This window comes from Leeuwenhoekiella aequorea (genome assembly GCF_004104375.1).
Classification (GTDB): Bacteria; Bacteroidota; Bacteroidia; order Flavobacteriales; family Flavobacteriaceae; genus Leeuwenhoekiella; species Leeuwenhoekiella aequorea.
Genome location: NZ_QOVM01000006.1, coordinates 104,030 through 124,408 on the forward strand (window position 1 = coordinate 104,030; position 20,379 = coordinate 124,408).

General features: G+C 33.4%; 21 protein-coding genes. 2 read left to right on the forward strand and 19 right to left on the reverse strand.

What is annotated here, in order from left to right; genetic code table 11:
- Position 1: 1 nt before the first annotated feature.
- The 4 genes from hsdR to DSM00_RS12950 all read right to left on the reverse strand — a co-directional run bounded on the left by hsdR (position 2) and on the right by DSM00_RS12950 (position 4,377).
- Positions 2-2,308: an EcoAI/FtnUII family type I restriction enzme subunit R gene (hsdR, locus tag DSM00_RS12935; protein WP_128758390.1), complete on the reverse strand. Its 2,307-nt coding sequence runs from the start codon at positions 2,306-2,308 to the stop codon at positions 2-4.
- Positions 2,309-2,318: 10 nt separating this feature from the next.
- Positions 2,319-2,612 (reverse strand): type II toxin-antitoxin system RelE/ParE family toxin, encoded by a 294-nt coding sequence (locus DSM00_RS12940; protein ID WP_128758391.1) that lies wholly within the window; start codon positions 2,610-2,612, stop codon positions 2,319-2,321.
- Positions 2,612-2,836: a type II toxin-antitoxin system ParD family antitoxin gene (locus DSM00_RS12945; RefSeq protein WP_026755265.1), complete on the reverse strand. Its 225-nt coding sequence runs from the start codon at positions 2,834-2,836 to the stop codon at positions 2,612-2,614. Before DSM00_RS12945 ends, DSM00_RS12940 begins: the two co-directional genes overlap by 1 nt.
- Before the next feature lie 536 nt (positions 2,837-3,372).
- Complete coding sequence (locus tag DSM00_RS12950) at positions 3,373-4,377, reverse strand: hypothetical protein (RefSeq protein ID WP_128758392.1); 1,005 nt, start codon at positions 4,375-4,377, stop codon at positions 3,373-3,375.
- 99 nt (positions 4,378-4,476) lie between these two features.
- Between DSM00_RS12950 and DSM00_RS12955 the strand changes: the two genes are divergently transcribed.
- Positions 4,477-4,902, forward strand: a complete 426-nt coding sequence (locus tag DSM00_RS12955) for a hypothetical protein (protein WP_128758393.1) — start codon at positions 4,477-4,479, stop codon at positions 4,900-4,902.
- 1 nt (position 4,903) lies between these two features.
- Here DSM00_RS12955 and DSM00_RS12960 read toward each other — a convergent pair whose 3' ends face one another.
- The 13 genes from DSM00_RS12960 to uvrA form a co-directional block, all read right to left on the reverse strand.
- The gene (locus tag DSM00_RS12960) at positions 4,904-5,128 is read right to left on the reverse strand and encodes a hypothetical protein (RefSeq protein ID WP_128758394.1); all 225 of its coding nucleotides are present in this window, start codon (positions 5,126-5,128) and stop codon (positions 4,904-4,906) included.
- Between the two features lie 62 nt (positions 5,129-5,190).
- Positions 5,191-5,784, reverse strand: a complete 594-nt coding sequence (locus DSM00_RS12965) for a ParA family protein (protein ID WP_128758395.1) — start codon at positions 5,782-5,784, stop codon at positions 5,191-5,193.
- Positions 5,785-5,787: 3 nt separating this feature from the next.
- The gene (locus DSM00_RS12970) at positions 5,788-6,528 is read right to left on the reverse strand and encodes a relaxase/mobilization nuclease domain-containing protein (RefSeq protein ID WP_128758396.1); all 741 of its coding nucleotides are present in this window, start codon (positions 6,526-6,528) and stop codon (positions 5,788-5,790) included.
- Positions 6,525-7,142, reverse strand: a complete 618-nt coding sequence (locus DSM00_RS12975) for a hypothetical protein (protein ID WP_128758397.1) — start codon at positions 7,140-7,142, stop codon at positions 6,525-6,527. Before DSM00_RS12975 ends, DSM00_RS12970 begins: the two co-directional genes overlap by 4 nt.
- A gap of 2 nt (positions 7,143-7,144) precedes the next feature.
- Positions 7,145-7,480: a plasmid mobilization protein gene (locus DSM00_RS12980; RefSeq protein ID WP_128758398.1), complete on the reverse strand. Its 336-nt coding sequence runs from the start codon at positions 7,478-7,480 to the stop codon at positions 7,145-7,147.
- A 107-nt stretch (positions 7,481-7,587) separates the two neighbouring features.
- Positions 7,588-8,481, reverse strand: a complete 894-nt coding sequence (locus DSM00_RS12985; RefSeq protein ID WP_164916338.1) for a toprim domain-containing protein — start codon at positions 8,479-8,481, stop codon at positions 7,588-7,590.
- A 196-nt stretch (positions 8,482-8,677) separates the two neighbouring features.
- Positions 8,678-9,883 (reverse strand): primase-helicase family protein, encoded by a 1,206-nt coding sequence (locus DSM00_RS12990; protein ID WP_128758400.1) that lies wholly within the window; start codon positions 9,881-9,883, stop codon positions 8,678-8,680.
- Positions 9,884-9,980: 97 nt separating this feature from the next.
- The gene (locus DSM00_RS12995; protein ID WP_128758401.1) at positions 9,981-10,271 is read right to left on the reverse strand and encodes a helix-turn-helix transcriptional regulator; all 291 of its coding nucleotides are present in this window, start codon (positions 10,269-10,271) and stop codon (positions 9,981-9,983) included.
- 75 nt (positions 10,272-10,346) lie between these two features.
- Positions 10,347-11,060, reverse strand: a complete 714-nt coding sequence (locus tag DSM00_RS13000; protein WP_128758402.1) for a hypothetical protein — start codon at positions 11,058-11,060, stop codon at positions 10,347-10,349.
- A gap of 104 nt (positions 11,061-11,164) precedes the next feature.
- On the reverse strand, positions 11,165-12,292 hold the full coding sequence (locus tag DSM00_RS13005; protein ID WP_128758403.1) for a tyrosine-type recombinase/integrase: 1,128 nt from the start codon (positions 12,290-12,292) through the stop codon (positions 11,165-11,167).
- Between the two features lie 149 nt (positions 12,293-12,441).
- Entirely contained in the window at positions 12,442-13,857 is a 1,416-nt protein-coding gene (mnmE, locus tag DSM00_RS13010) for a tRNA uridine-5-carboxymethylaminomethyl(34) synthesis GTPase MnmE (protein ID WP_128758404.1), read from the reverse strand.
- A 173-nt stretch (positions 13,858-14,030) separates the two neighbouring features.
- A complete protein-coding gene (locus DSM00_RS13015) occupies positions 14,031-14,588 on the reverse strand; it encodes a hypothetical protein (RefSeq protein ID WP_128758405.1) in 558 nt (185 codons plus the stop codon).
- Positions 14,589-14,986: 398 nt separating this feature from the next.
- Positions 14,987-17,770, reverse strand: coding sequence for an excinuclease ABC subunit UvrA (gene uvrA / locus DSM00_RS13020; RefSeq protein WP_128758406.1), 2,784 nt, complete (start codon positions 17,768-17,770; stop codon positions 14,987-14,989).
- A gap of 318 nt (positions 17,771-18,088) precedes the next feature.
- Between uvrA and DSM00_RS13025 the strand changes: the two genes are divergently transcribed.
- A complete protein-coding gene (locus DSM00_RS13025; RefSeq protein WP_128758407.1) occupies positions 18,089-18,673 on the forward strand; it encodes an RNA polymerase sigma factor in 585 nt (194 codons plus the stop codon).
- 246 nt (positions 18,674-18,919) lie between these two features.
- Here DSM00_RS13025 and DSM00_RS13030 read toward each other — a convergent pair whose 3' ends face one another.
- Both DSM00_RS13030 and DSM00_RS13035 read right to left on the reverse strand, forming a co-directional pair.
- Positions 18,920-19,555: a hypothetical protein gene (locus tag DSM00_RS13030; protein WP_128758408.1), complete on the reverse strand. Its 636-nt coding sequence runs from the start codon at positions 19,553-19,555 to the stop codon at positions 18,920-18,922.
- 105 nt (positions 19,556-19,660) lie between these two features.
- Positions 19,661-20,317: an endonuclease III domain-containing protein gene (locus tag DSM00_RS13035; protein ID WP_128758409.1), complete on the reverse strand. Its 657-nt coding sequence runs from the start codon at positions 20,315-20,317 to the stop codon at positions 19,661-19,663.
- Positions 20,318-20,379: the final 62 nt, after the last annotated feature.

The window sequence follows — 20,379 nt, forward strand, 5'->3', positions numbered from 1 at the left end:
ACTAATTTGCCCTATATATATTTTCCTGTAATTTATAATATGCACCTAGCAATGTTTTCATATCGCCAAAAGCAGCTTTTGCATCTTTAGAGGTACCTAACTTTAATTTAACTAAATCGCCTAGTTTATCCCGTTGTAATTCTTCAATACCATAATTCTCATAATGTTGTAGAACAAAGAATAAGAAGTCTCGGGCTTCCAAATTTTTATAAACCTCAAAAAACTTAGGATCTCCTTTTACAAACTCAACGCGTTGTTTACGTGTTATCAAATCAGACGAAAAAGAAATATGCGAAAGCACATCAAAAATGTCGCACGCTGGAGTGGCAATCATATTTCTCAATTCATTTAATTGTTCATTATCAAAACCTAAATCACCTAAACTCTTAAGCAAGCTAGCTCTGGTATCTGGATTAGACCAAATTTTACGCAGGTGTGCTTCATCTCTATATATTTTAGGTAATTCACCAATAAGCTTTTCTAAGAACTCCCGAGCCGTTAAGGGTTTTCCATTTTCATCTATGTATCGCGTATCAATATCAGTCACCTTAATTTTACGACCGCTGCTAAGTGAGATAATTAATTTTTCTTTTTTTTCATAGGGTTCTTCAGGATCTTCAACTTTCGGCTTTTTGGGAGGCCTTGTTTTCATAGTGGTACTATCACCGCCGCTATCAATATCTTCAGGTTCACCATCCCAAGCTTCGTCGTAAAATAGGTTGGTAGCTCCTACAAAATCAATAATTGTAAAGAAATCTTTACCCTCAAATAATCGTGTGCCTCTACCTATAATTTGCTTAAACTCTACCATAGAAGCTATAGGTGTAGTAAGTACAATATTTCTAACATTTCTGGCATCTACACCTGTAGTCAGCATTTTTGAAGATGTCAAAATAACTGGGATATCCCTATCGTTATCCTGAAATTCTTCTAATAATTCTCTTCCGTGTTTACCTTCGTCACTTGTTACGCGTACACAGTATTTAGGGTCGGAAATCGTTTTATGTTTATTTATAGCATCTCTTAAATCTAATGCGTGGTCTTGATTAGCGCAGAAAACGATTGTTTTATCCATCTCACCAATTAAGCTAAGTATTGTGTTAGCAACTAATTCAATACGTTGATTGATGGTTATACTCCTATTGAAATCTTTAAGTTCGTAACGATCTTTTTTTATTTCACCCTGAAGAATACTGCTATCACTTGTATGTATATATTCGTCAATATTTGTGGTTACTCGCTTAACCTTGTAGGGTGTTAAAAAACCATCTTGAATGCCCTCTTTTAAAGAATACTCATATACTGGTTTTCCGAAATATTTATACGTATCAATATTATCATCACGCTTTGGTGTAGCTGTTAGGCCTAAGTGTACGGCAGGTCTAAAGTGATCTAAGATAGCACGCCAGGAACCTTCTTCATTGGCACTCCCTCTGTGACACTCATCAATTACGATTAAATCAAAAAAGTCACTTGGATACTCTTTATAGTAACCGCCTATGTCTTCACGTTCTGCAATAGCTTGATAAATAGCAAAGAATATATAGGCATTAGTAGGAACAACACCATTACGTTGTCTTATTTCTTCTCCATCAATTTTGACTACATCTTTTTCATAAGGATTAAAGGTATTAATAGCCTGATCGGCGAGGACGTTTCTATCAGCCAGAAATAATACGCGTGGGCGTCTGTCATTTCCATCTAAATTCCATTTGGCTTGTAGTAGTTTGTGTACAATTTGAAATGAAATAAATGTTTTTCCGGTACCGGTTGCTAACGTTAAAAGAATACGCTTCTTTTCTTCAGCAATATTATCCATCACTTTATTAACCGCAATCTCTTGATAATACCGCGGTCCAAAATTGCCGGTGAGTAAGAAAGGTATGTTTCTAAGTTGTTCTTTTAGTTGATTTTGATTTCCAAAAAGGCGGTCGTAAAGGTTTTGAGGTGTAGGGAATTCTTTTACGTATTCCCCTTTTCCGGAGCGTCTGTCAAACTCGTAAATACGTTCCCCGTTGGTAGCATAAACAAAATTAATTTGAAGTTTATCTGCATATTCTAAAGCTTGCTGCAAACCTTTAGTTGGATGATCATCTAACCTCTTCGCTTCAATTATAGCTAAGTTGACATTCTTAAACTTTAAGAGATAATCCAAAAAAAGCCGTTTTCCTCTTTTATTTCCTAATAACTTTCTACCGTCCGTAAAATAGTATTCCCTGATTATGTGCATAGGTTCCCAGGCACTGTCTTTTAGTTTTGGATCAATAAAATTAGCTCTAGTATCTGATTCTGAAGTAGTTTTCCCCATTAGTTGAATTTTATTTTAAAAACTTTCTCAAATCTCTGCTTCCGTGCAGCACTCTAACAATCCTAAAATGATTTTTTAGAATGCGATAAAAGATGATATGTGAAGCGTAGGGAAAACTGTAAAGTTCTTCTTTAATCTCAAGACGTTGTTTACCTATCTCAGGATTTTTTAATAGAAGCTCAAAGTGAGCACGCAATTCTGTTAAATAATTTAGAGCTTGATCTTCTCCAAATTGGAGAACTCCAAACTCATAAATAGCGTCAATATCTTCCTGAGTTTTTTTAGATAGTATATAGTGATTCATCAAGATTTTTTCTTGGATTCAATAATCTGGTCCATAGTCATTGAACTATCTGGACCATCCCAGCCTAATTCAATTTCTTTTCTTAAATCTTGTATGACCTTTTCGCGATAGATGCCATGAAGTCGTAGGGCATCTCGTATAACCTCGCTATTATTTTGGTATTCTCCGGAAGCAACTTGTTTGGAGATATATTCTTCTTGCTTTTTAGTGAAACTAATATTCATAACAAAATATCTATATTTGATAAATATAGATATTTATTTTATAACACATATATTCAGTGATTACAGTTTGCTATTTAAAATGTTCAGTTCAAATATTCTGAAATAAATTAACTTATTGAACTCTCAATTTGTTAAGTTTCTTGAGAGTATCTAAATAATCTTCAACCAAATCAATAAACGCTTTTTGCAAATCTTCTCTATAGCTAGCCTCATAATTAACAAGGTCATTAATCTCTAGCATTTTCATATACCAAATTCTATCCTCTGAACTGTATTTACTAAGGCCTTTGTGCTTTTCAAAGAACTACTCAATTTTGATATACTTAAATCTCTTTACCACAAACTTATTGTCTTTTGTTAATCCAATAGCTTTTGCATTTTAAAAATAGATCTTGTTTTTATTTAAACTCCCGGTGATACTGTTAGATTTCTTGAGTTCATTTTATCATTGCCTTGCTTCAATCTGATAAAGGTTTTTTGATGGTATTTCTTTTAATTGTAAATCCTTTAAATGACCAACAAGTCAACTAAAATATTTATTTAAATGAATCCTTCCACTCATCTATTAAGTTTTCAAGTAGTTTAGGTTGATTATCAATCGTTTTATTCCTATAATTTAAAATTCTAGATTTAGATTTAATTGATAAATGATATCCGTTTTTTTCAGATTTAAATAGGCCATATACCATTTTTTCTCCTTTATCCCATTCAATATTTTCTGGAATAGTTATTTCGCCAGAGCAAATGAGGTTCTTAGAATAATCATTTTTTGAAAACCTGAGTAGAAAGGATAATTCTGTAGCATCTAACTTTATAATCTTTTCATCTTCTGAAAAGTATTTTATTTTAAATTTTTCTGCTATTGAATCAGAGCTGTCATATACATCCTTTAAATCTGATAGGTATTTTTTGAAATTATCTTCCAAATTTGGATCAACAATAATATCTCTAATTTTAGTATACTTTAAATTCCGACTATCAAATTCTCCCTGAACTAAAATCAATTCATTTTCTATAAGTTCTGAAATACTTTTATCGTGTTTAGGGTCTTTTGTTTTTAAATCTTCAAAGTCCAAACTAATATCTGACTTTACTGTGAAAATTTGCTTTAATTTGATCCTCGCAGAATTTGATAAATTTTTATAACGCTCAGAAACGACCGCGTTTTTTAACAAAGCTAGTTTCCGATTTAAATGTTTCTCCTCATATAAGTTCCTCTCTATTTGTAGTTTTTTCTCTTCATTTTCAATACAAACTGAACAAATTGGCTCTAAAAGATCAATCTTCAGGAAGTGTGCTCTGTCTTTAAAAGGCTTAATTATTTCTTTTGAACACGTCCTGCAGACGTATTTAATTTGTGCTTCCGAAAATTTTTTTACAATTGAGCTTAATTTAAAATTTGTAAGTTCATGATTTGCGCATATTGAAGTCAGCGTTTTTAAGAAAACCTGATTTTCTATTTTGAAAAAACTTTCTAATATCTCGTGAGTTTCTTTATCAGGGTTGTTTATTGTTTGAAATGTTAAGTTCTTGTTTATCATATCTGTTTTTTTGTGTGATGATTTATCTTTTTTCCCTTCTGCTCGAGATCGTTTTTAAATCATATTTACTAAATTTAATGACACCTCAAGTGCTACATAATGTATCAAGAAACCATTCAAGATGTCAATCCCTTTTATGATCAAATTTTATATAACTACTCAGGTTCTGTTCAACTTGAAGAGATTTTACATTTTCTTGAATTAGCATTTCCTGATTGGAAAACCAATGGTGGCCTGGGTGCATTTGCTCCAGAGTTTGTGATTTGGGTTTTGGATCATACTTCTGAGTCCTATCAAAATGATTCATTTTTAGATTTTTTAAAATTTGTTTACTTCGAGATTGCTGACGAATATTCAAAATTTCAGAAGTCTCAAGCTTTCTCATTTGATATTGAATGTATACAGGACTTCCCTGAGGATTCAGAGGCTTATTACGAAGCTTTATCAGATGATGAATATAAAGTCGAGCTAGAAAAATACAAAGCGAGCAGAAGGGAAGAAAATGCATTTTCATTTAATTTTTAAGCTACTTTTCTTTTATATATTCTTTAATACATTTAGTAATTAAATCCTTAAGACTTATATCTTCTTTAATAGCTATTAACTTGAAATCCTTTAAAAGCATCTTTTCAATCCAAAATGAGAATTGAGTTTCATCTTTAGTAGGTTTTATTGGACTTATTTTTTGTAATGTTTTGGGACTCTCCTTGACTTTATTTATTAACCCACTTAATTCTGTACCTTTTTTCATTTTAAAAAATTAGCATTATATATTCTAGATATCTATAATTGTAGAAACTTAGATTCTTATAATTATAGTAAGAGCTTTAATATTTCTTCAGATAACATATTTATTTGTCTTGTAGCCTTTCTATTTTCATCTACACCTTGGTTTAAGATAGATCGTGTGTAAACTACTAAGTCACTAATATGATTCTTAGCTATTTTAATATGCTGTAGCTTTTCTAATTCAACTAAGATATCTAATGTTAGTGTTGTGTTTGGCTTGATCATGTTAAGGACTATTATACATTTATCCAGTGCATTGTTATCATTCATAATAGAAACTGTAGCTTGAATAGCCATTAAATCTAAAATCCCAGCTTTTGTAGGTATTATAACTAAATCAGATAGTGAAACTAACCAGGATAGATGGTTTGTAAGATAAGGTGGTGTATCGATGAAAATAAAGTCTGCTTCTAAATCTCTAATTGATTTTTCATTTATAACATTAGAATAAATATCTATATCTGTAACTATAGATTCTAACTGAGCCAAACTACCTTGTGGATCCATATCTACAATAGCGACCTTGCTAGCTTGTGAAAAGTTAATAGCCAGGTTAAACGCTAATGTACTTTTTCCAACTCCACCCTTCTGATGCGTTATTAAAATTATCTTTGCCATATTTTATCTGCGTCGTATTGGATATTGATTCTTTTCTTGGTTTTCATAGCTCAATAACTTTTCAATTCCTTTAAGTGAAAGTTTTCTATCGATATCAGAGCCTTTTTTTTGAACACCATTTTGATCAATAAATGAAATTCCTCTGCCTATTTTAGTTTTAATGTTTTCGTTTTTAAGATGAAATATTACGTCTTCCATCGAGTCCGAAATGTCAATAGCCTTTAGTATAGCTTCTTTTAAATCATGAACTCGTTTATCAGCGGAGATAAATTGTTCTTGAGCTTTTATTTTTTCAAGCTTCCTTTCTACTTGTCTTAGCTTATATTTCCGCTCTATTTCTCTACAGAAATCTAAATTTTGATAATGAGTATAGCTATCGGAAACAGCTAAGTTGTTATCCATAATTCGGCTAGCAACTATATGAATGTGTTCTCTTTCAGAATTTTCTTCGTGTATATAGGCAGCATATATATTATCCTGAAAACCAATTTTTCTCGCATAACTTTCAGAGATGTTGATCCAATCTTGAGTGCTAAGTTTTCCTTTATCCTCTGGAGCTATTCTAATTTTTATATGAAACGATTTTTTCTCACAGCGATCGTTAAACCTTTCGTGAAGCTTCATATCTTCAAATATTTGACTGGCTTCTCCAAAGCATTTATTAGTAGTCAAAACTTCTCCACCTTTTTCGCAGTAGGATAAGGCATTACTGGTGTGTGATATGGATTGAAGTTTTGCAATCATTCTTGTAGTTTTTGTAATTCTGACTTAAGAGATTCTCTCTTTAAATGGATTTCATATTTGGATCTTTGGCGATTGACAAAATTTATATAAGTTGAGTCTCTTTTTTTAATATCATTAATGATATTAGTCAAGTTGGAGGGAAGCTCATTTTCGGTTTTATAATTAATGAAAAAGACATAATCATAAAATAGCTTATAAGTTTCTAGATCTTCTTTCAAAACACTTCTTTCATTTAAATAACTAGGAACATATTTAAAAAGGGGGATGGAAATTAGGATTAGCGTAATAAGAGATAACAACAATTTGGAGGTAAAGGGAGAGTCCTTTCCAAAAAGAATGTATTGGGAATTGTGCGTTTCATTAACAACTGGCTCTCTACTTAAGATTAACTCTTTAATATTATCAGAGTAGGATTCCAAATTCTCTTTTATGTACTTTCCTTGATGTCTAGTAAGTACATCAAATTGTCTTTTAGATTGATCTTTTTGTTTCTCAATGAGGATTTTGAGATCATTTTGAGCGATAACAAGCTGATCAATTTTTGCATTTGATTTCTCCAATTCATCAGAGACTTGTTGCATTAGTTTTAAAGTAAAATCTTGATTATTTGACATGATTATAATTGAGATTTGATTTGGAGTATGTGATTGTTTATTGCGCTTATTTGATCGAGGACTGTTTTTTGATCAGCAATCATAAACTTCGATCCAGAGTTTAGTTTTCTGGATATTTGATTAAGGTTAACTCCTATTTTAATTAATTCGCCAGTATACTGCTTAACTTCTATATTGGTTTTACTGACTTCTAAAATGGGTTTTCCTAATTTTTCAAGGACACAATTTCTAACAAAGAATGATGTTCGAACTTGTAAAATATTGCAGTGATTATTGAGTAGTTCTTTGTCCTGATTGGATAAATAAAAAACAACTCTTGATTTATTATTTGAATTCATTTCTCTAGATTTTATATGTTGAAATTCTATGAGCAGCTTTTGCTGCGAATAGCCAGGCTGGGTAAAAGTGTGCACGGAGTGTACACGTTGCCCACGACTGGCTACGCTCAAACCGCTCGTTTTTTAACATTGACTAAATATTCATTCAAGTCTTCGTGACTAGAGTAGTGCACGCTGCAGTCTAGCACGTTTGAATTGGCTTTATTCTTAACGAAATCAAGAATATTTTTTCCAGCAGCATCATTATCAAAGAACACTTTTAATGTGTGATACCGGTTTAATAATTTTTCAGTTTTTTTAATTAAAGAAGTGCTATTTAGGATTATAAAATCCTCATCTGGAATCATACTTTTTAACGTTAAATAGGATAGAAAATCTGACCAGGATTCAAATAGAGATGCAGTACACGACTGATTCAAAATTGTTGTGATTGATTTTTTTCCTAAGCAGCCTTTGAAAAATTTGTTTCTGATTTCATAACCTTCTAGGTCATTTTTAAATGCAATAGCATAATAGGTCTTAACATTGCTATTAGATTTTGCTTCTGAAGTACCCACAGAGTAATGCAATTCTTTGCAGTATTTTTTTGCCAGTGAAACATCAATCTTTCGACTCTGTAAATAGCTAATCAAAGTGGGATTCTTGATTTTATCTATATTCACAATTTCATAGTTCTTAGTTTCTTTACGTTTTGATTGTTTAGGCTGTTGAAAAGAAAAAGATTCACTTTCTTCTTTAAGAAAATTCAAAGCCTCAGAAACAGTACAATTTTTGAGAAGTATTACGAGGTCAATCACGTTTCCTCCACGCCCTTCACCGTGATCATACCAGCGGTTTAAAACTTTAGAAACTTTAAAAGAGGCTTTCGTCTCAGATCGGAATGGAGAAAGATACCAGGCATCTTTTTCTAAGTTTCTTTTTGGGAATAAACCTATTCTTGAAAGAACACTCTCAACGGGGATATTTCTAGCTGTTTTACAGTCAAATCTTTCTTTTTTCATTAGCATCTATTTTCGGGTGATTTTTGATGAGATGATGAGAGATTTTTCTTAGACCAGTGAAAACAAGGTTTAAGGCTCTCATCAAACTCTCATCAATTCATCACTTTTTAAAGACTATCCTCATCAAAATTGATTTTGATGAGCGTTTGATGAGGATTTGATGAGTGTTTATTATTTTGATTATCAATTAATTATATTAGTCTGTCATCAATTCATCAAAATTTGAGGTTATATAATCTTTTGAAATTGTGAAATACCTTCCTATAGCATCCGTTAGAACGATGTCCCCATCAGTTAAAAGCACTAATTTTTGATACTTTAATGAGTTGGATTGACTTTTTAATTTCCATTCGGTTTTTAGTATTCTGCGAATGTGCGTTAGATCTGTTTTAACCCGGGTTCGATTCAATGCAGCTAATACATCAACCGGGCAGAAATCCAATTGATCCAATTCAAATTTTTCCATCGTACTTAAGAAAATGCTAGCAATTTCTTTCTCAACCCTATTTTTATTATTCTGTACAAGTCTTATTAAAGCTTTGGTATTTATCTGCTCAGCAGTAAACCACATTCTAGTCTTATTTTGAGAGGAAAGCTTCCGGGTTTTTAAGAAATACATAAAAGCCGGTATCTCTGAGATAAGGTCGAGCAGGAAGGAGGTGTTCTCTTCTTGTATTTCAGGTATTTTTCGCACCCAGAACCTTGTTTCTCTGGCATCAATCTTTATAAAACTATCTTCATTATTACTACATAAAATGAACTTGCCAAAGAATTCGACCTCTCGTTTATCTTTACCCTTAGCTTCTAATTTGTTGACATTCGAGGTACTCAAGTATTTTATTCTTTCGGTGAGCTCCTCTTTATTAAAAAGAACTTCGTCAACAGCTATCAAAAGTTTATTTGCCCAGTCGGCATTGAATTGGCTTCCAAAGCTATCATTGGTAAGAAATGTAGCGTTGTTCTCGAAGATCTCTTTGATCCATTTCAAAAAAGTACTCTTTCCTGTTGATCTCTTCCTGGAGACCAAGCAAAGAATCGGTAGGGTTTGAATCGGCTTGGTGTAAAGTAGTTGTAAGTAGTCCAGGCCTAATTCATAATGCTCTCTGAAAATATGTTTTAAAAATTTCAATGAGTTTTCGACGCTTCCTTCTTTAGGAGAATTGCTTAGTTCGTGATAGGTGTTATAAAATTTTAAATATTCTTTTCTAAAATTGATATGATTTGGAATACAAGTAAAGCCATCATACTTAGGTATTTTACTTAAATAACTTTTTCCGTGATCATCACGTATAGTATGAATATTCCAAGAAACTAGAAATTCGTTAGTATGTCCTGAAATTGTAGGTGCTTCGACAAGTTTGAAATAGGCAGTTCCTACCCGTATATACGGTATAATTTCCATTTTATTGAATAGATTAATAACCGTATATTTGTACTATACGGTTTATATTAGGATGTAATTGTGAAAGAATTTAAGCGTAGAGTGACAGCTCTACGCTTTATTTTTTTCTAGACTTATTAATATATTCCGTAGCCAGATTTTCTATTTGAGAATCTGATTGGTTCTTGTTTTGAAGAAGCCATGCGTCAATTTCTGTCTTTTCAAAAAACAGGGACTTTCCATTTGGTTTTGAAAATGGAATTACATTGTTATGTACAAGTTTATAGATATAGGATCTCTTGTAACCTGTGTAGTTAATTAAGTCTTCTACGGTAAGAATTTCTTTTGCAGAACCAATAATTAGTTTTTCTAATCGGTTCAATTTTTCAAGGATTAAATGGTTTTCCATTGCTTTCTATTTGTGGATTAACGAAAGCAAAGGTGGGCAATGTAAAAGTTGCAAAATGCCGATTATTAAGGCATCTTAATCTTTTTTTGTCTTAACCTTTTGAAAAATAGACTCTATCTTTTTGTCAATTTTTATTCTAGCATTAGTGTAAGAAACTTCTATTGAATTTCTGGTTGATTTTTTATTTATGTTATCAAAAATTTCCAGAAACATATCCAATGTAAAATCATCACTATTATATTTTAGTTGGTCAAAAAAATATTTTGTTTTAATGTTATTCATATTTAATTTAAAAGCCGGTGTTTCTGGAATGGTACCGTTATTAAGTATATTTATGAAAAGCCTGTAATCAATTTCATCAGAGTCTTCGTTAATCAGCTCTATTAAATTTTTATCATTAAGATTTTCATAGATTAATTTCAATTGTTCCCTAGTCCATTTTATTTCATAAAGTTTAGCATTTCTGGCCAATTTTTTCTTTTGAGCCTTCGGGATGAAAGTTTTTTTGAAATTTTCAAGCCAGGTAAAAAGTAAAAAGAAGTTGCATACTAGAAAAATCTGAAAAAACAAAGTGGAAAAGTAACGGGTAATTGATAAATCTTTGCTTAAATGGTGGTATTGAATAATAATAAACACACTCAAAGCTCCAAATACTATATACGTAAAGAGACGAGGTCTTTCTATATTTTTATCGAAAAAATCTGTTTTTAAGTTAAACATGTAGGCTAAAGAATATTTCACAATAACCTTAAGCTCTTTAACTATTAGAATAGATGTCATCAAAGTCATAGATAGAGTTATGAAGAAGTAACCTATTTGAAAATTGAAATAATTTATCAAAATGGAAATTAACATGCCAAATATGAATACAGTTATAAATAATTTATTGTGATTCATAATTCTAGTATCGGTATTAAATTAGAAGCCTCTTTCATTTTTTGATCTACAATTTTCGCATAAATAGCTGTAGTTCTTATTTCTCGATGCCCTAAACGTTTTGATACAGTATAAATATCAGCTCCATTTTCTAATAGAAGTACGGCATTTGTATGCCTAGCACTGTGAAAGGTAATATGCTTAGAAATACCAGCTCGATTACACCAACGAACTATCTCATTATTATAAACTGCGGAATATTTTAAACCAATAAATACCCTATCTATAGGTTCTTTACGATCACCTAAGAGATCACGCGCTTGTTTAGAAATATAGAGATACTCTACACCGTCAGTTTTTTCTTGTCTGAAATTGATGCGACTTGTATCGCCTTCGTCTCTAACTTTAGCCCACTGCATTTTATTAATGTCAGACCATCTTAAGCCTGTTAAGCAAGAGAAGAGAAATGCAGATTTTAGAGTTTCATATTTACAAGGTGTTTTAGCTAATTTCTGCACCTCTTGAAACGTCAGGTATTCTCTTTGGCTTTCTGCTTGTTCAAAAGATTTAACTTTAGTTGCAATGTTTATTGACAAATACCCTTCATTAAACGCAGCCCTTAAAGCTGCTTTAAACTTGTTAAAATAGGAATATTTTGAATTTAGGGATAGGGGAAGGTCACTTTTTGTGTGCGCTTCCTTATCAAAATAACGACGTACATTTTTTACGAATTTTTCATCAATTTCTTCAAAAGTTGTATTTGCAGAAATGTGACGCTTTAAATGTACTAGAGTAGCTGTCCAATTTCCATAGTTTTTTGGACTATCACTTTTCTCTTCAACCTTTTCTATAAAAAAGTCAAAGAAGCGTCTTTTAGATTTTGTTGTATTTTTAATATTGAAGCGACCTTGATAGAATTCAGCTTCTCTAATAGCTAAAATCTTTTTGGCTAAAGCTAGAGTTTCCTTATTGCTTTTTCTTTCATTAGCATTTTTGGGTTCTCCATAGAGGGATAATTTTAAATTTTCATTATCTCGAATATGTCTTCGTTTTCCCTCCGGGGTTATTTCAGAACCTTTATAGTATTCTATAGATAGACTGATTTTACCACTCTTTAATTTTCGCTCTCTTAATGATATCTTCATGATGTAGTACGATTGTACTGCATTGCAATAAAATGCGGTACATATGAAGTAACGAATATACTAACAAAGTAAATAAGAGAAAAGGAAAAATATATTAATAAGCTGTTATTCAGCTAAAAGAAACAAAAGTAAACGAGAAGAAATACATTTTATTTGCCAATACAAAAATTAGCAAAAATATTACCCAGCAGTTCGTCGTTTGTAACCTGGCCGGTGATTTCACCAAAGTGATATAAAGCTTCTCTAATGTCAATTGCCATTAAATCACTGCTCAACCCATCATTGATCCCTTGTTGTACTTTTTCGATTTCTTCAAGGGCTTTTAGGAGGGCGTCGTAGTGGCGGGAGTTGGTAACTAAAGTCTCGTTATTGCGAAGAGCGCCCATATTTACAAATTGCAGTAATTGTTCTTTTAACTCATCTACGCCAGTACCGGTTTTAGCAGAAATTAAAAGCACTGCAGATTTAGAATTTTCGGGTATTAATTGAGATAATTGTTCGTTAATGCTGTGTTGTTCCGCTTCGGTGAGGTGGTCTATTTTATTTGCGACCAATACTAAAGGTTTATCCGGAAAACGGTTGCGTATTTTCTGAATTTCAACAATAAATAGATCGGGTTGATTTCTAAACTTATCAGCATTAATGAGGTAAAGAACCACCTGAGCCTGTGTGATTTTTTCAAAAGTTTTTTTGATTCCCAGGCCTTCTATGACATCTACAGTCTCACGTATTCCTGCAGTATCTATAAAACGAAATCCAATTCCGCCTATTGAGAGTTCGTCTTCAATGGTATCTCTGGTTGTACCTGCGATATCGCTTACAATAGCACGTTCTTCATTAAGAAGTGCATTGAGTAAGGTCGATTTTCCCACATTGGGTTCGCCTACTATGGCTACCGGAATTCCGTTTTTAATAACGTTTCCAGTGGCGAATGAATCGATAAGACGTTTTAAAACACGTGTTATTTTTGTGATCAGATTCTGAAATTCTTCGCGATTGGCGAACTCTACATCTTCTTCAGCAAAATCAAGTTCGAGCTCGATAAGCGATGCAAAATCAAGTAATTCCTGACGTAGTTGAGCTATTTCGTTAGAAAAACCACCACGCATTTGTTGCATTGCGATTTGATGTGCACCGGCATTATCGCTGGCGATCAAATCGGCTACAGCTTCTGCCTGGCTCAAATCCATCTTACCATTTATAAATGCGCGTAAGGTAAATTCACCGGCTTTAGCAGCACGACAGCCTTTCCTAAATAAAAGCTGAAGTATTTCTTGCTGAATGTAGGAACTTCCGTGACACGAGATCTCAATGGTAGGTTCTCCCGTATAGGATCGCTTCCCTTTAAAAATGGAAACCAGCGCTTCATCAATAATACGATTATCGTCTTTTATATTTCCAAGATGCAGAGTATGGGTATCTTGATCTTTAAGAATCTTTCCGCTTTTAGCATCAAAAATGGAAGAAACAATATCAATCGCGTTTTCTCCCGAAACACGGATTACTGCTATCGCTCCCGCACCGGGAGCAGTTGCCAATGCGGCTATGGTATCTTGAATTTGCATAGCGACAAAATTACGAAATATTGGCGGCGATACACCGTACAAATAAAAGTCCCCTGCAAAAGAATTTACAGGGGACTTATCAACTAACCAACCAAAAAAATCAAACTAGATCTCGCTAATCAGGCGAGTCTTCTTTCACGGAAACTATACCTGGTTTTTAAGCATTTGCTTCATTACCTGCGGCTTCGGTCTCCATATACTTCTATAACTTTTATATTTAAATTAATTTTATCTTTTCCGTTAGATAAATTACCGGTTTGCTTATAAATACGACCGCTTCTGTCATAATGCATTTTTGCATTACCTATCTGATCTAAGCGTCCTTTTTTATATTTTACAGGAATAGCGCCTATGCGAGATACTTGACCATTTCGTAAATAATCAATTGTTAAAGTACCTATCTGGGTTACTTGTCCACTACGATTATATTGCACATATCCTTTGCGATAATTTGCACCAGTATTGTAATTCATCTTATGATTACCCGGATGGTAAACCTCTTTCACATATTTACCATTTATGCGAGTTGATGACGGAGTTACATTAAAATCTAATGTTCCATTAGGATAGACTAGAAACTCGACACCGCGCTCTATAAAAATCACCGGACTCATCACCGTTGAGTTTATAATTAGATTATCATCAGGGGCTGTTACTTGTGCAAAATCTGCTGCCTGTGCAGTAGCTCCGATTACGAAACTTGCTGCTAAAAAAAGTAATGTGCGTTTCATGTCTATCTGTATTTTAAGTTAATCCTTAAGAACTAACTGTGTTATACTTTAGACTTTTCAAACCTCGTGCCAAACTTAAAATATGTCCTTTATTTTGCTATCGCGGAATGTTTTTCGTCAATATAATGTGTTGAAAACCAATTAGTATAAGTGTAGCTAATCTGTAAAATTCTTTTTAATTTATCTAAGAACTGAAGCATCAAATAAACAGAAAGTTCTCCTGTTCCAATAAATTTAGCGCAGGTTAGTTGAAATATTTTTCGAGAGAGATCTTAAGAATGATGTGAGTTTTTGAAAACACTTTCTGTTTTACATTGTAAAACAGGTAAAACAATTAAAAACAAAAAATCCTTCTCCGCTATGGAGAAGGATCGGGGATAGGATTTAATATTAAATAATTAAAGTTTTTCCTTTAAATATTCAGCTGTGTAAGACTTCTTATTTTTTGCTACCTCTTCCGGAGTGCCCGAAGCGATTAAATAGCCTCCATCTTCGCCTCCGTCAAGTCCTAAATCTATTACGTGATCTGCACATTTGATCAAATCAAGATTGTGTTCTACCACTATAATCGAATGTCCTTTTTTTATCAAGGCTTCAAACGAAGTCAATAATTTCTGAATATCGTGAAAATGTAGTCCGGTGGTAGGCTCATCAAATATGAAGAGATTTTTTTCTTTAGTAATTCCTTTAACCAGAAAAGATGCCAATTTTATTCGCTGCGCTTCCCCACCCGAAAGGGTAGAAGAGCTTTGTCCTAAAGTTACATAGCCCAGGCCTACGTCCTGAAGCGGCTTTAGTTTTCGGGTAATTTTATCCTGTTTATGTTCTGTGAAAAATGAAATTGCATCATCTATAGTGAGATTCAAGATATCATCTATATTCTTATCTTCAAAAGTAACTTCAAGAACTTCTTTTTTAAAGCGCTTTCCTTTACAGACTTCGCATTCCAGATGCACATCGGCCATAAATTGCATTTCTATGGTTACTTCTCCTTCACCTTTACAGGTTTCGCAGCGCCCGCCATCTACATTAAAAGAGAAATGTTTTGTCTGGAAATTACGGATTTTACTCAGTTTTTGCCCTGCAAATAAAGATCTAATATCATCATACGCTTTGATATAGGTAACGGGATTAGATCGTGATGATCGACCTATAGGATTTTGATCAACAAATTCAATGTGATTTATTATGTCAAACTTACCAGCTATACCAGTCATCTGACCTTCTTTTTCACCAAAACCACCTGTTTCTTTAAGTAATGCGGGATACAGTAATTTTTTTACCAGTGTACTTTTTCCACTACCCGAAACACCGGTTACGGCTACAAATACACCTAGCGGAAAGCGAACATCCATATTCTTTAAGTTGTTTTCACGAGCTCCTAAAACATCAACATAATATTTTGAGGTACGGCGCTTTTCAGGAACTTTAATTTCCATAGTGCCGTTAAGATATTTAGCGGTGAGAGATTCACTTTTTAAGATAATATCATAAGTGCCCACAGCTACGAGATCTCCACCAAAGGTTCCTGCTTCGGGCCCAATATCAATAATCTCATCTGCGGCTTTCATAATATCTTCATCGTGTTCTACCACAATAACTGTATTACCTAGATCACGCAGGTTTTTGAGCACTTCAATAAGACGCTCTGTATCTTTAGGATGCAGGCCTATACTGGGTTCATCAAGTATATACATCGAGCCTACAAGGCTGCTTCCTAGTGAGGTGGCCAGATTAATACGTTGTGATTCACCACCAGATAATGTATTAGACTTTCGATTAAGAGTAAGATAGGTGAGACCTACTTTTGCTAGAAACTCAAGTCGGCTTTCTATTTCCGTAAGCAAGCGTTTTGCAATTGTAGCATCGTGTTCGCCAAGTTCTAATTTTTTAAAAAAATCAGCTACTTTATTTAGCGGAAGTCCTACTAGATCTGTGATTGTAGCGCCACCTATTTTTACATAGTTGGCTTCTTTACGCAGGCGTTTTCCGCCACAGGTTTTACATTTTGTTTTTCCGCGATAGCGAGATAACATTACTCGATTCTGAATCTTGTATGCCTTAGATTCCAGATATTCAAAAAATTGATTTATACCTTCAAAATGGCTGTTTCCATTCCATAATAAATTCTTTTGCTCTTCAGAAAGTTCGAAGTAAGGTTTATGAATAGGAAAATCAAATTTGTAAGCTGCATTCACCAGTTGATCACGATAATAGCTCATACTATCTCCACGCCAGGGAAATACCGCATTTTCATATACAGAAAGTGCCGTGTTAGGAATTACAAGATCTTCATCAATCCCAATGACATCACCATAGCCTTCGCAGGTAGGACAAGCCCCATATGGATTATTAAAACTGAATAAATGTACATTAGGTTCTAAGAACGTTATGCCATCAAGCTCAAAACTATTACTAAAATGACGCTGTTTACCAGTAGCCAGATCTTCAATATAAGCTTCCCCTTTTCCTTCATAAAAGGCAGTCTGTATAGCATCTGCTAATCGGTTTTCAAAATCCTCATCATTCTTTGTGATAATTCGGTCAACTACTAGAAATAATTTGTCTGAAGCTTTAATTGAACCGGCCTCCTCAATACGCACCACGTCGTCATTTACTTTTATACGTGCATATCCTTGTTGTTGAAGAATATTTAGTTTTTCTTCGATCTTTCGGTCTTTCTCAACAATAAAAGGAGCTAGAAGTAACAGTTTACTACGCTCCTCAAACCCCTTTACATAATCAACGATATCGGTAACCGTATCTTTTTTTACTTCATCTCCCGAAATCGGAGAATAGGTTTTGCCAATACGCGCAAAAAGAAGTTTTAGATAATCATATATTTCGGTACTGGTGCCTACTGTAGAACGCGGATTTGTACTATTTACCTTTTGTTCAATTGCTATAGCAGGAGCGATCCCTTTTATATAATCTACTTTAGGTTTGTTAAGTCTGCCTAAAAACTGTCGCGCATACGATGATAAACTCTCTACATACCGGCGTTGTCCCTCGGCGTAGAGTGTATCAAAAGCGAGACTTGATTTACCCGAACCTGATAAACCGGTTATAACAACAAGTTTATTCCGTGGGATAATTACATTTATATTCTTTAGGTTGTGCAGTTTTGCACCTTTAATAATGATATTTTTTTTAGGATCTGCATTAGAAACGTCAATAATCATAGCTAATATTCCGCAGCGCGGTTTTTTAAAACTTTGAGTATTAGTTCAAAGTTATTTATGAAATACAATCTTCGAAGCTGTAAGCTACCGGAAGTCAATTTTTTTAAATACAAAGATAATTTATAGTATTGATACTCAATCACAGATTTGCCCAACGTCCTGTTAATGTTAAAATTGTACGGGAGTAGTTGTTTATTTGGAATGAAAGTTGTTATATTTGGCTCAACATTAACTACAAAGCGATAAGCCTATTCTTGAAAATTACTTTTTAAATTATTGAATTGATCCTAAGGGTCTTTAAACTACAAAAGTGATTTTATGGAAGATTTATTAAATGCTGACTCAGCACTTGTCAGTAAATATATTCAGGGCGAAGAAAGCGCTCTTTCTGTTCTTATTTCAAGACATCAACAACGTATATATAGTTTTATTTATTCTAAGGTGTATGACCGAGATGTAACTGAAGATATTTTTCAGGATACATTTATAAAAGTTATACGTACTCTGAAGCGTGGCGGTTATAATGAAGAAGGCAAATTTTTACCTTGGGTAATGCGTATCGCTCACAACCTGGTAATCGATTATTTTAGAAAAAATAAGCGTATGCCTAAGTTTGACAACACCGGTGATTTTAATATTTTTTCTGTTTTAGGAGATCCTGAATTGAATGCCGAAAAGCGTATTATTAAAGATCAAGTAGAGCAAGATGTACGCAAACTTATAGAAGAGTTACCTGAAGATCAGCGTGATGTATTGGTTATGCGTATCTATAAAGACATGAGTTTTAAGGAGATAGCAGAATCTACAGATGTAAGTATTAATACGGCTTTGGGGCGGATGCGTTATGCGCTTATAAACCTTAGAAAAGTGATTGAGAAAAACAATATAATTTTAACAAATTAATTTAGACTAAAAGACATTTGTGTGCGTTATAGAAGTCAATTAATCTTTAACGACACTAGATGGAAAACATTTACTCTAAAAAATCTCCTTTTCAAAACAACAAAATGAATCCTTCTGAGGATACCGTAAATCGGATTTTAAATTATTCTAAGGCTTTAAGTGTTATGAATACCAAGATTGGGAAAGTCGATAACTTTCTCAACTAAAAGAAAAGACTCGCTGAAAAGCGGGTCTTTTTTATTTTAATTAATTCTCGTAGTATGTGTATTCTGAAACAACACGTTCTACATTATCAAATTCCTGTAAGCCATCGCTTTCAATCTTTAGGGATTCTTCATTGGTAGGCTCAAAATCCTTGGGTAAGTAATATGATTTTTTTAAATAGCTGGTTAGACTTCCGTATTTGTCTGTCTTCCTATTAGTCATAAAATATTTTCTGTAAGGAAAATTATTGTCCTCTTGATAATATTCTATAATAGCCTGCAATCCTTCAGAATCGTAAAGTTCGTAGGAGGTAGGAAGATCAGATTCTGGAATTTCATAGTTTTTAATTAGTGTAGCGCTGGTATCTCTGCATACTAAGGCTACTTCATTGTCGTATAGACAAATTTTTGTTCCGGTAATTTTTTCCTTGTATTCCGGAAAATCACTAATGGTATCTTTTGGTTCGCTAAGATGATCTATATACAGAATTGGATTTTCTTTTCTGTCAAAATGCATTTCTGAGTATTCTATAAGTTCTTCTTGTTCGTCATTGTTAATTGCATAGTGCTTATCTATACGTGTTTTTACAGGTTTTGATTTAGCAGAAAATTGAGCGGTATTTTTTTGCGAATTACAGGCCGTAAGTAAAATTATAAGAGATAGGAATAGGTATTTCATCTAAAATAAGGATTGATTAATTGGATAGAAGTTTTTCATTTAGCAAGTTTAACGCTAAGCGATTTCTAATTATTAGTTAATATTTCTATTTCATTAAAATAAAAATTACTTCCTATTCCTATACCATTCATCAATCACAGATTTGCGTCCTATGGTTGCGGTAATGATATCTTTATTTAAGTCCCAGCCACGTGCCGGACTATACTGCCGGCCATACCAGATAATTTGTAGATGCAGTTCGTTCCAGACATCTTTAGGAAACAAACGTTTTGCATCTTTTTCAGTTTGCACTACATTTTTCCCATTGGTAAGATTCCAGCGATACATAAGGCGGTGAATGTGCGTGTCTACCGGGAAAGCAGGAATATTAAAGGCTTGAGAAACCACGACACTTGCAGTTTTATGACCTACTGCAGGAAGTTCTTCAAGAGCTTCAATGCTTTCAGGAACCCTTCCGTTATACTTGTCAATTAAGATATGCGACAGGCCGTGAATTCCTTTAGCTTTCATAGGCGATAATCCCACGGGTTTGATGATTTCCCGTATTTCTTCCAAAGAAAGTTTTATCATATCATACGGGTTATCTGCGATTTCAAAAAGCAGAGGTGTGATTTGATTTACTTTTACATCTGTGCTTTGTGCACTCATCAATACAGCTATCAATAGAGTGTACGGGTCTTTGTGATCTAACGGAATGGGAATTTGCGGATAAATACGCTTTAACGTATCTATAACAAAAGTTACCTTATCGGCTTTAGTCATTATCTGTAATTTTAGGCTAAAATACAAAGAAGCGCAGGTAATACGCTTTCGAACAATAATTA

Bases quoted from the DNA above. Each gene is read 5' to 3' on its own strand.
- hsdR (WP_128758390.1), bottom strand. From the start codon at position 2,308: ATGGGGAAAACTACTTCAGAATCAGATACTAGAGCTAATTTTATTGAT.
- DSM00_RS12940 (WP_128758391.1), bottom strand. From the start codon at position 2,612: ATGAATCACTATATACTATCTAAAAAAACTCAGGAAGATATTGACGCT.
- DSM00_RS12945 (WP_026755265.1), bottom strand. From the start codon at position 2,836: ATGAATATTAGTTTCACTAAAAAGCAAGAAGAATATATCTCCAAACAA.
- DSM00_RS12950 (WP_128758392.1), bottom strand. From the start codon at position 4,377: ATGATAAACAAGAACTTAACATTTCAAACAATAAACAACCCTGATAAA.
- DSM00_RS12955 (WP_128758393.1), top strand. From the start codon at position 4,477: ATGTATCAAGAAACCATTCAAGATGTCAATCCCTTTTATGATCAAATT.
- DSM00_RS12960 (WP_128758394.1), bottom strand. From the start codon at position 5,128: ATGAAAAAAGGTACAGAATTAAGTGGGTTAATAAATAAAGTCAAGGAG.
- DSM00_RS12965 (WP_128758395.1), bottom strand. From the start codon at position 5,784: ATGGCAAAGATAATTTTAATAACGCATCAGAAGGGTGGAGTTGGAAAA.
- DSM00_RS12970 (WP_128758396.1), bottom strand. From the start codon at position 6,528: ATGATTGCAAAACTTCAATCCATATCACACACCAGTAATGCCTTATCC.
- DSM00_RS12975 (WP_128758397.1), bottom strand. From the start codon at position 7,142: ATGTCAAATAATCAAGATTTTACTTTAAAACTAATGCAACAAGTCTCT.
- DSM00_RS12980 (WP_128758398.1), bottom strand. From the start codon at position 7,480: ATGAATTCAAATAATAAATCAAGAGTTGTTTTTTATTTATCCAATCAG.
- DSM00_RS12985 (WP_164916338.1), bottom strand. From the start codon at position 8,481: ATGAAAAAAGAAAGATTTGACTGTAAAACAGCTAGAAATATCCCCGTT.
- DSM00_RS12990 (WP_128758400.1), bottom strand. From the start codon at position 9,883: ATGGAAATTATACCGTATATACGGGTAGGAACTGCCTATTTCAAACTT.
- DSM00_RS12995 (WP_128758401.1), bottom strand. From the start codon at position 10,271: ATGGAAAACCATTTAATCCTTGAAAAATTGAACCGATTAGAAAAACTA.
- DSM00_RS13000 (WP_128758402.1), bottom strand. From the start codon at position 11,060: ATGACTTTGATGACATCTATTCTAATAGTTAAAGAGCTTAAGGTTATT.
- DSM00_RS13005 (WP_128758403.1), bottom strand. From the start codon at position 12,292: ATGAAGATATCATTAAGAGAGCGAAAATTAAAGAGTGGTAAAATCAGT.
- mnmE (WP_128758404.1), bottom strand. From the start codon at position 13,857: ATGCAAATTCAAGATACCATAGCCGCATTGGCAACTGCTCCCGGTGCG.
- DSM00_RS13015 (WP_128758405.1), bottom strand. From the start codon at position 14,588: ATGAAACGCACATTACTTTTTTTAGCAGCAAGTTTCGTAATCGGAGCT.
- uvrA (WP_128758406.1), bottom strand. From the start codon at position 17,770: ATGATTATTGACGTTTCTAATGCAGATCCTAAAAAAAATATCATTATT.
- DSM00_RS13025 (WP_128758407.1), top strand. From the start codon at position 18,089: ATGGAAGATTTATTAAATGCTGACTCAGCACTTGTCAGTAAATATATT.
- DSM00_RS13030 (WP_128758408.1), bottom strand. From the start codon at position 19,555: ATGAAATACCTATTCCTATCTCTTATAATTTTACTTACGGCCTGTAAT.
- DSM00_RS13035 (WP_128758409.1), bottom strand. From the start codon at position 20,317: ATGACTAAAGCCGATAAGGTAACTTTTGTTATAGATACGTTAAAGCGT.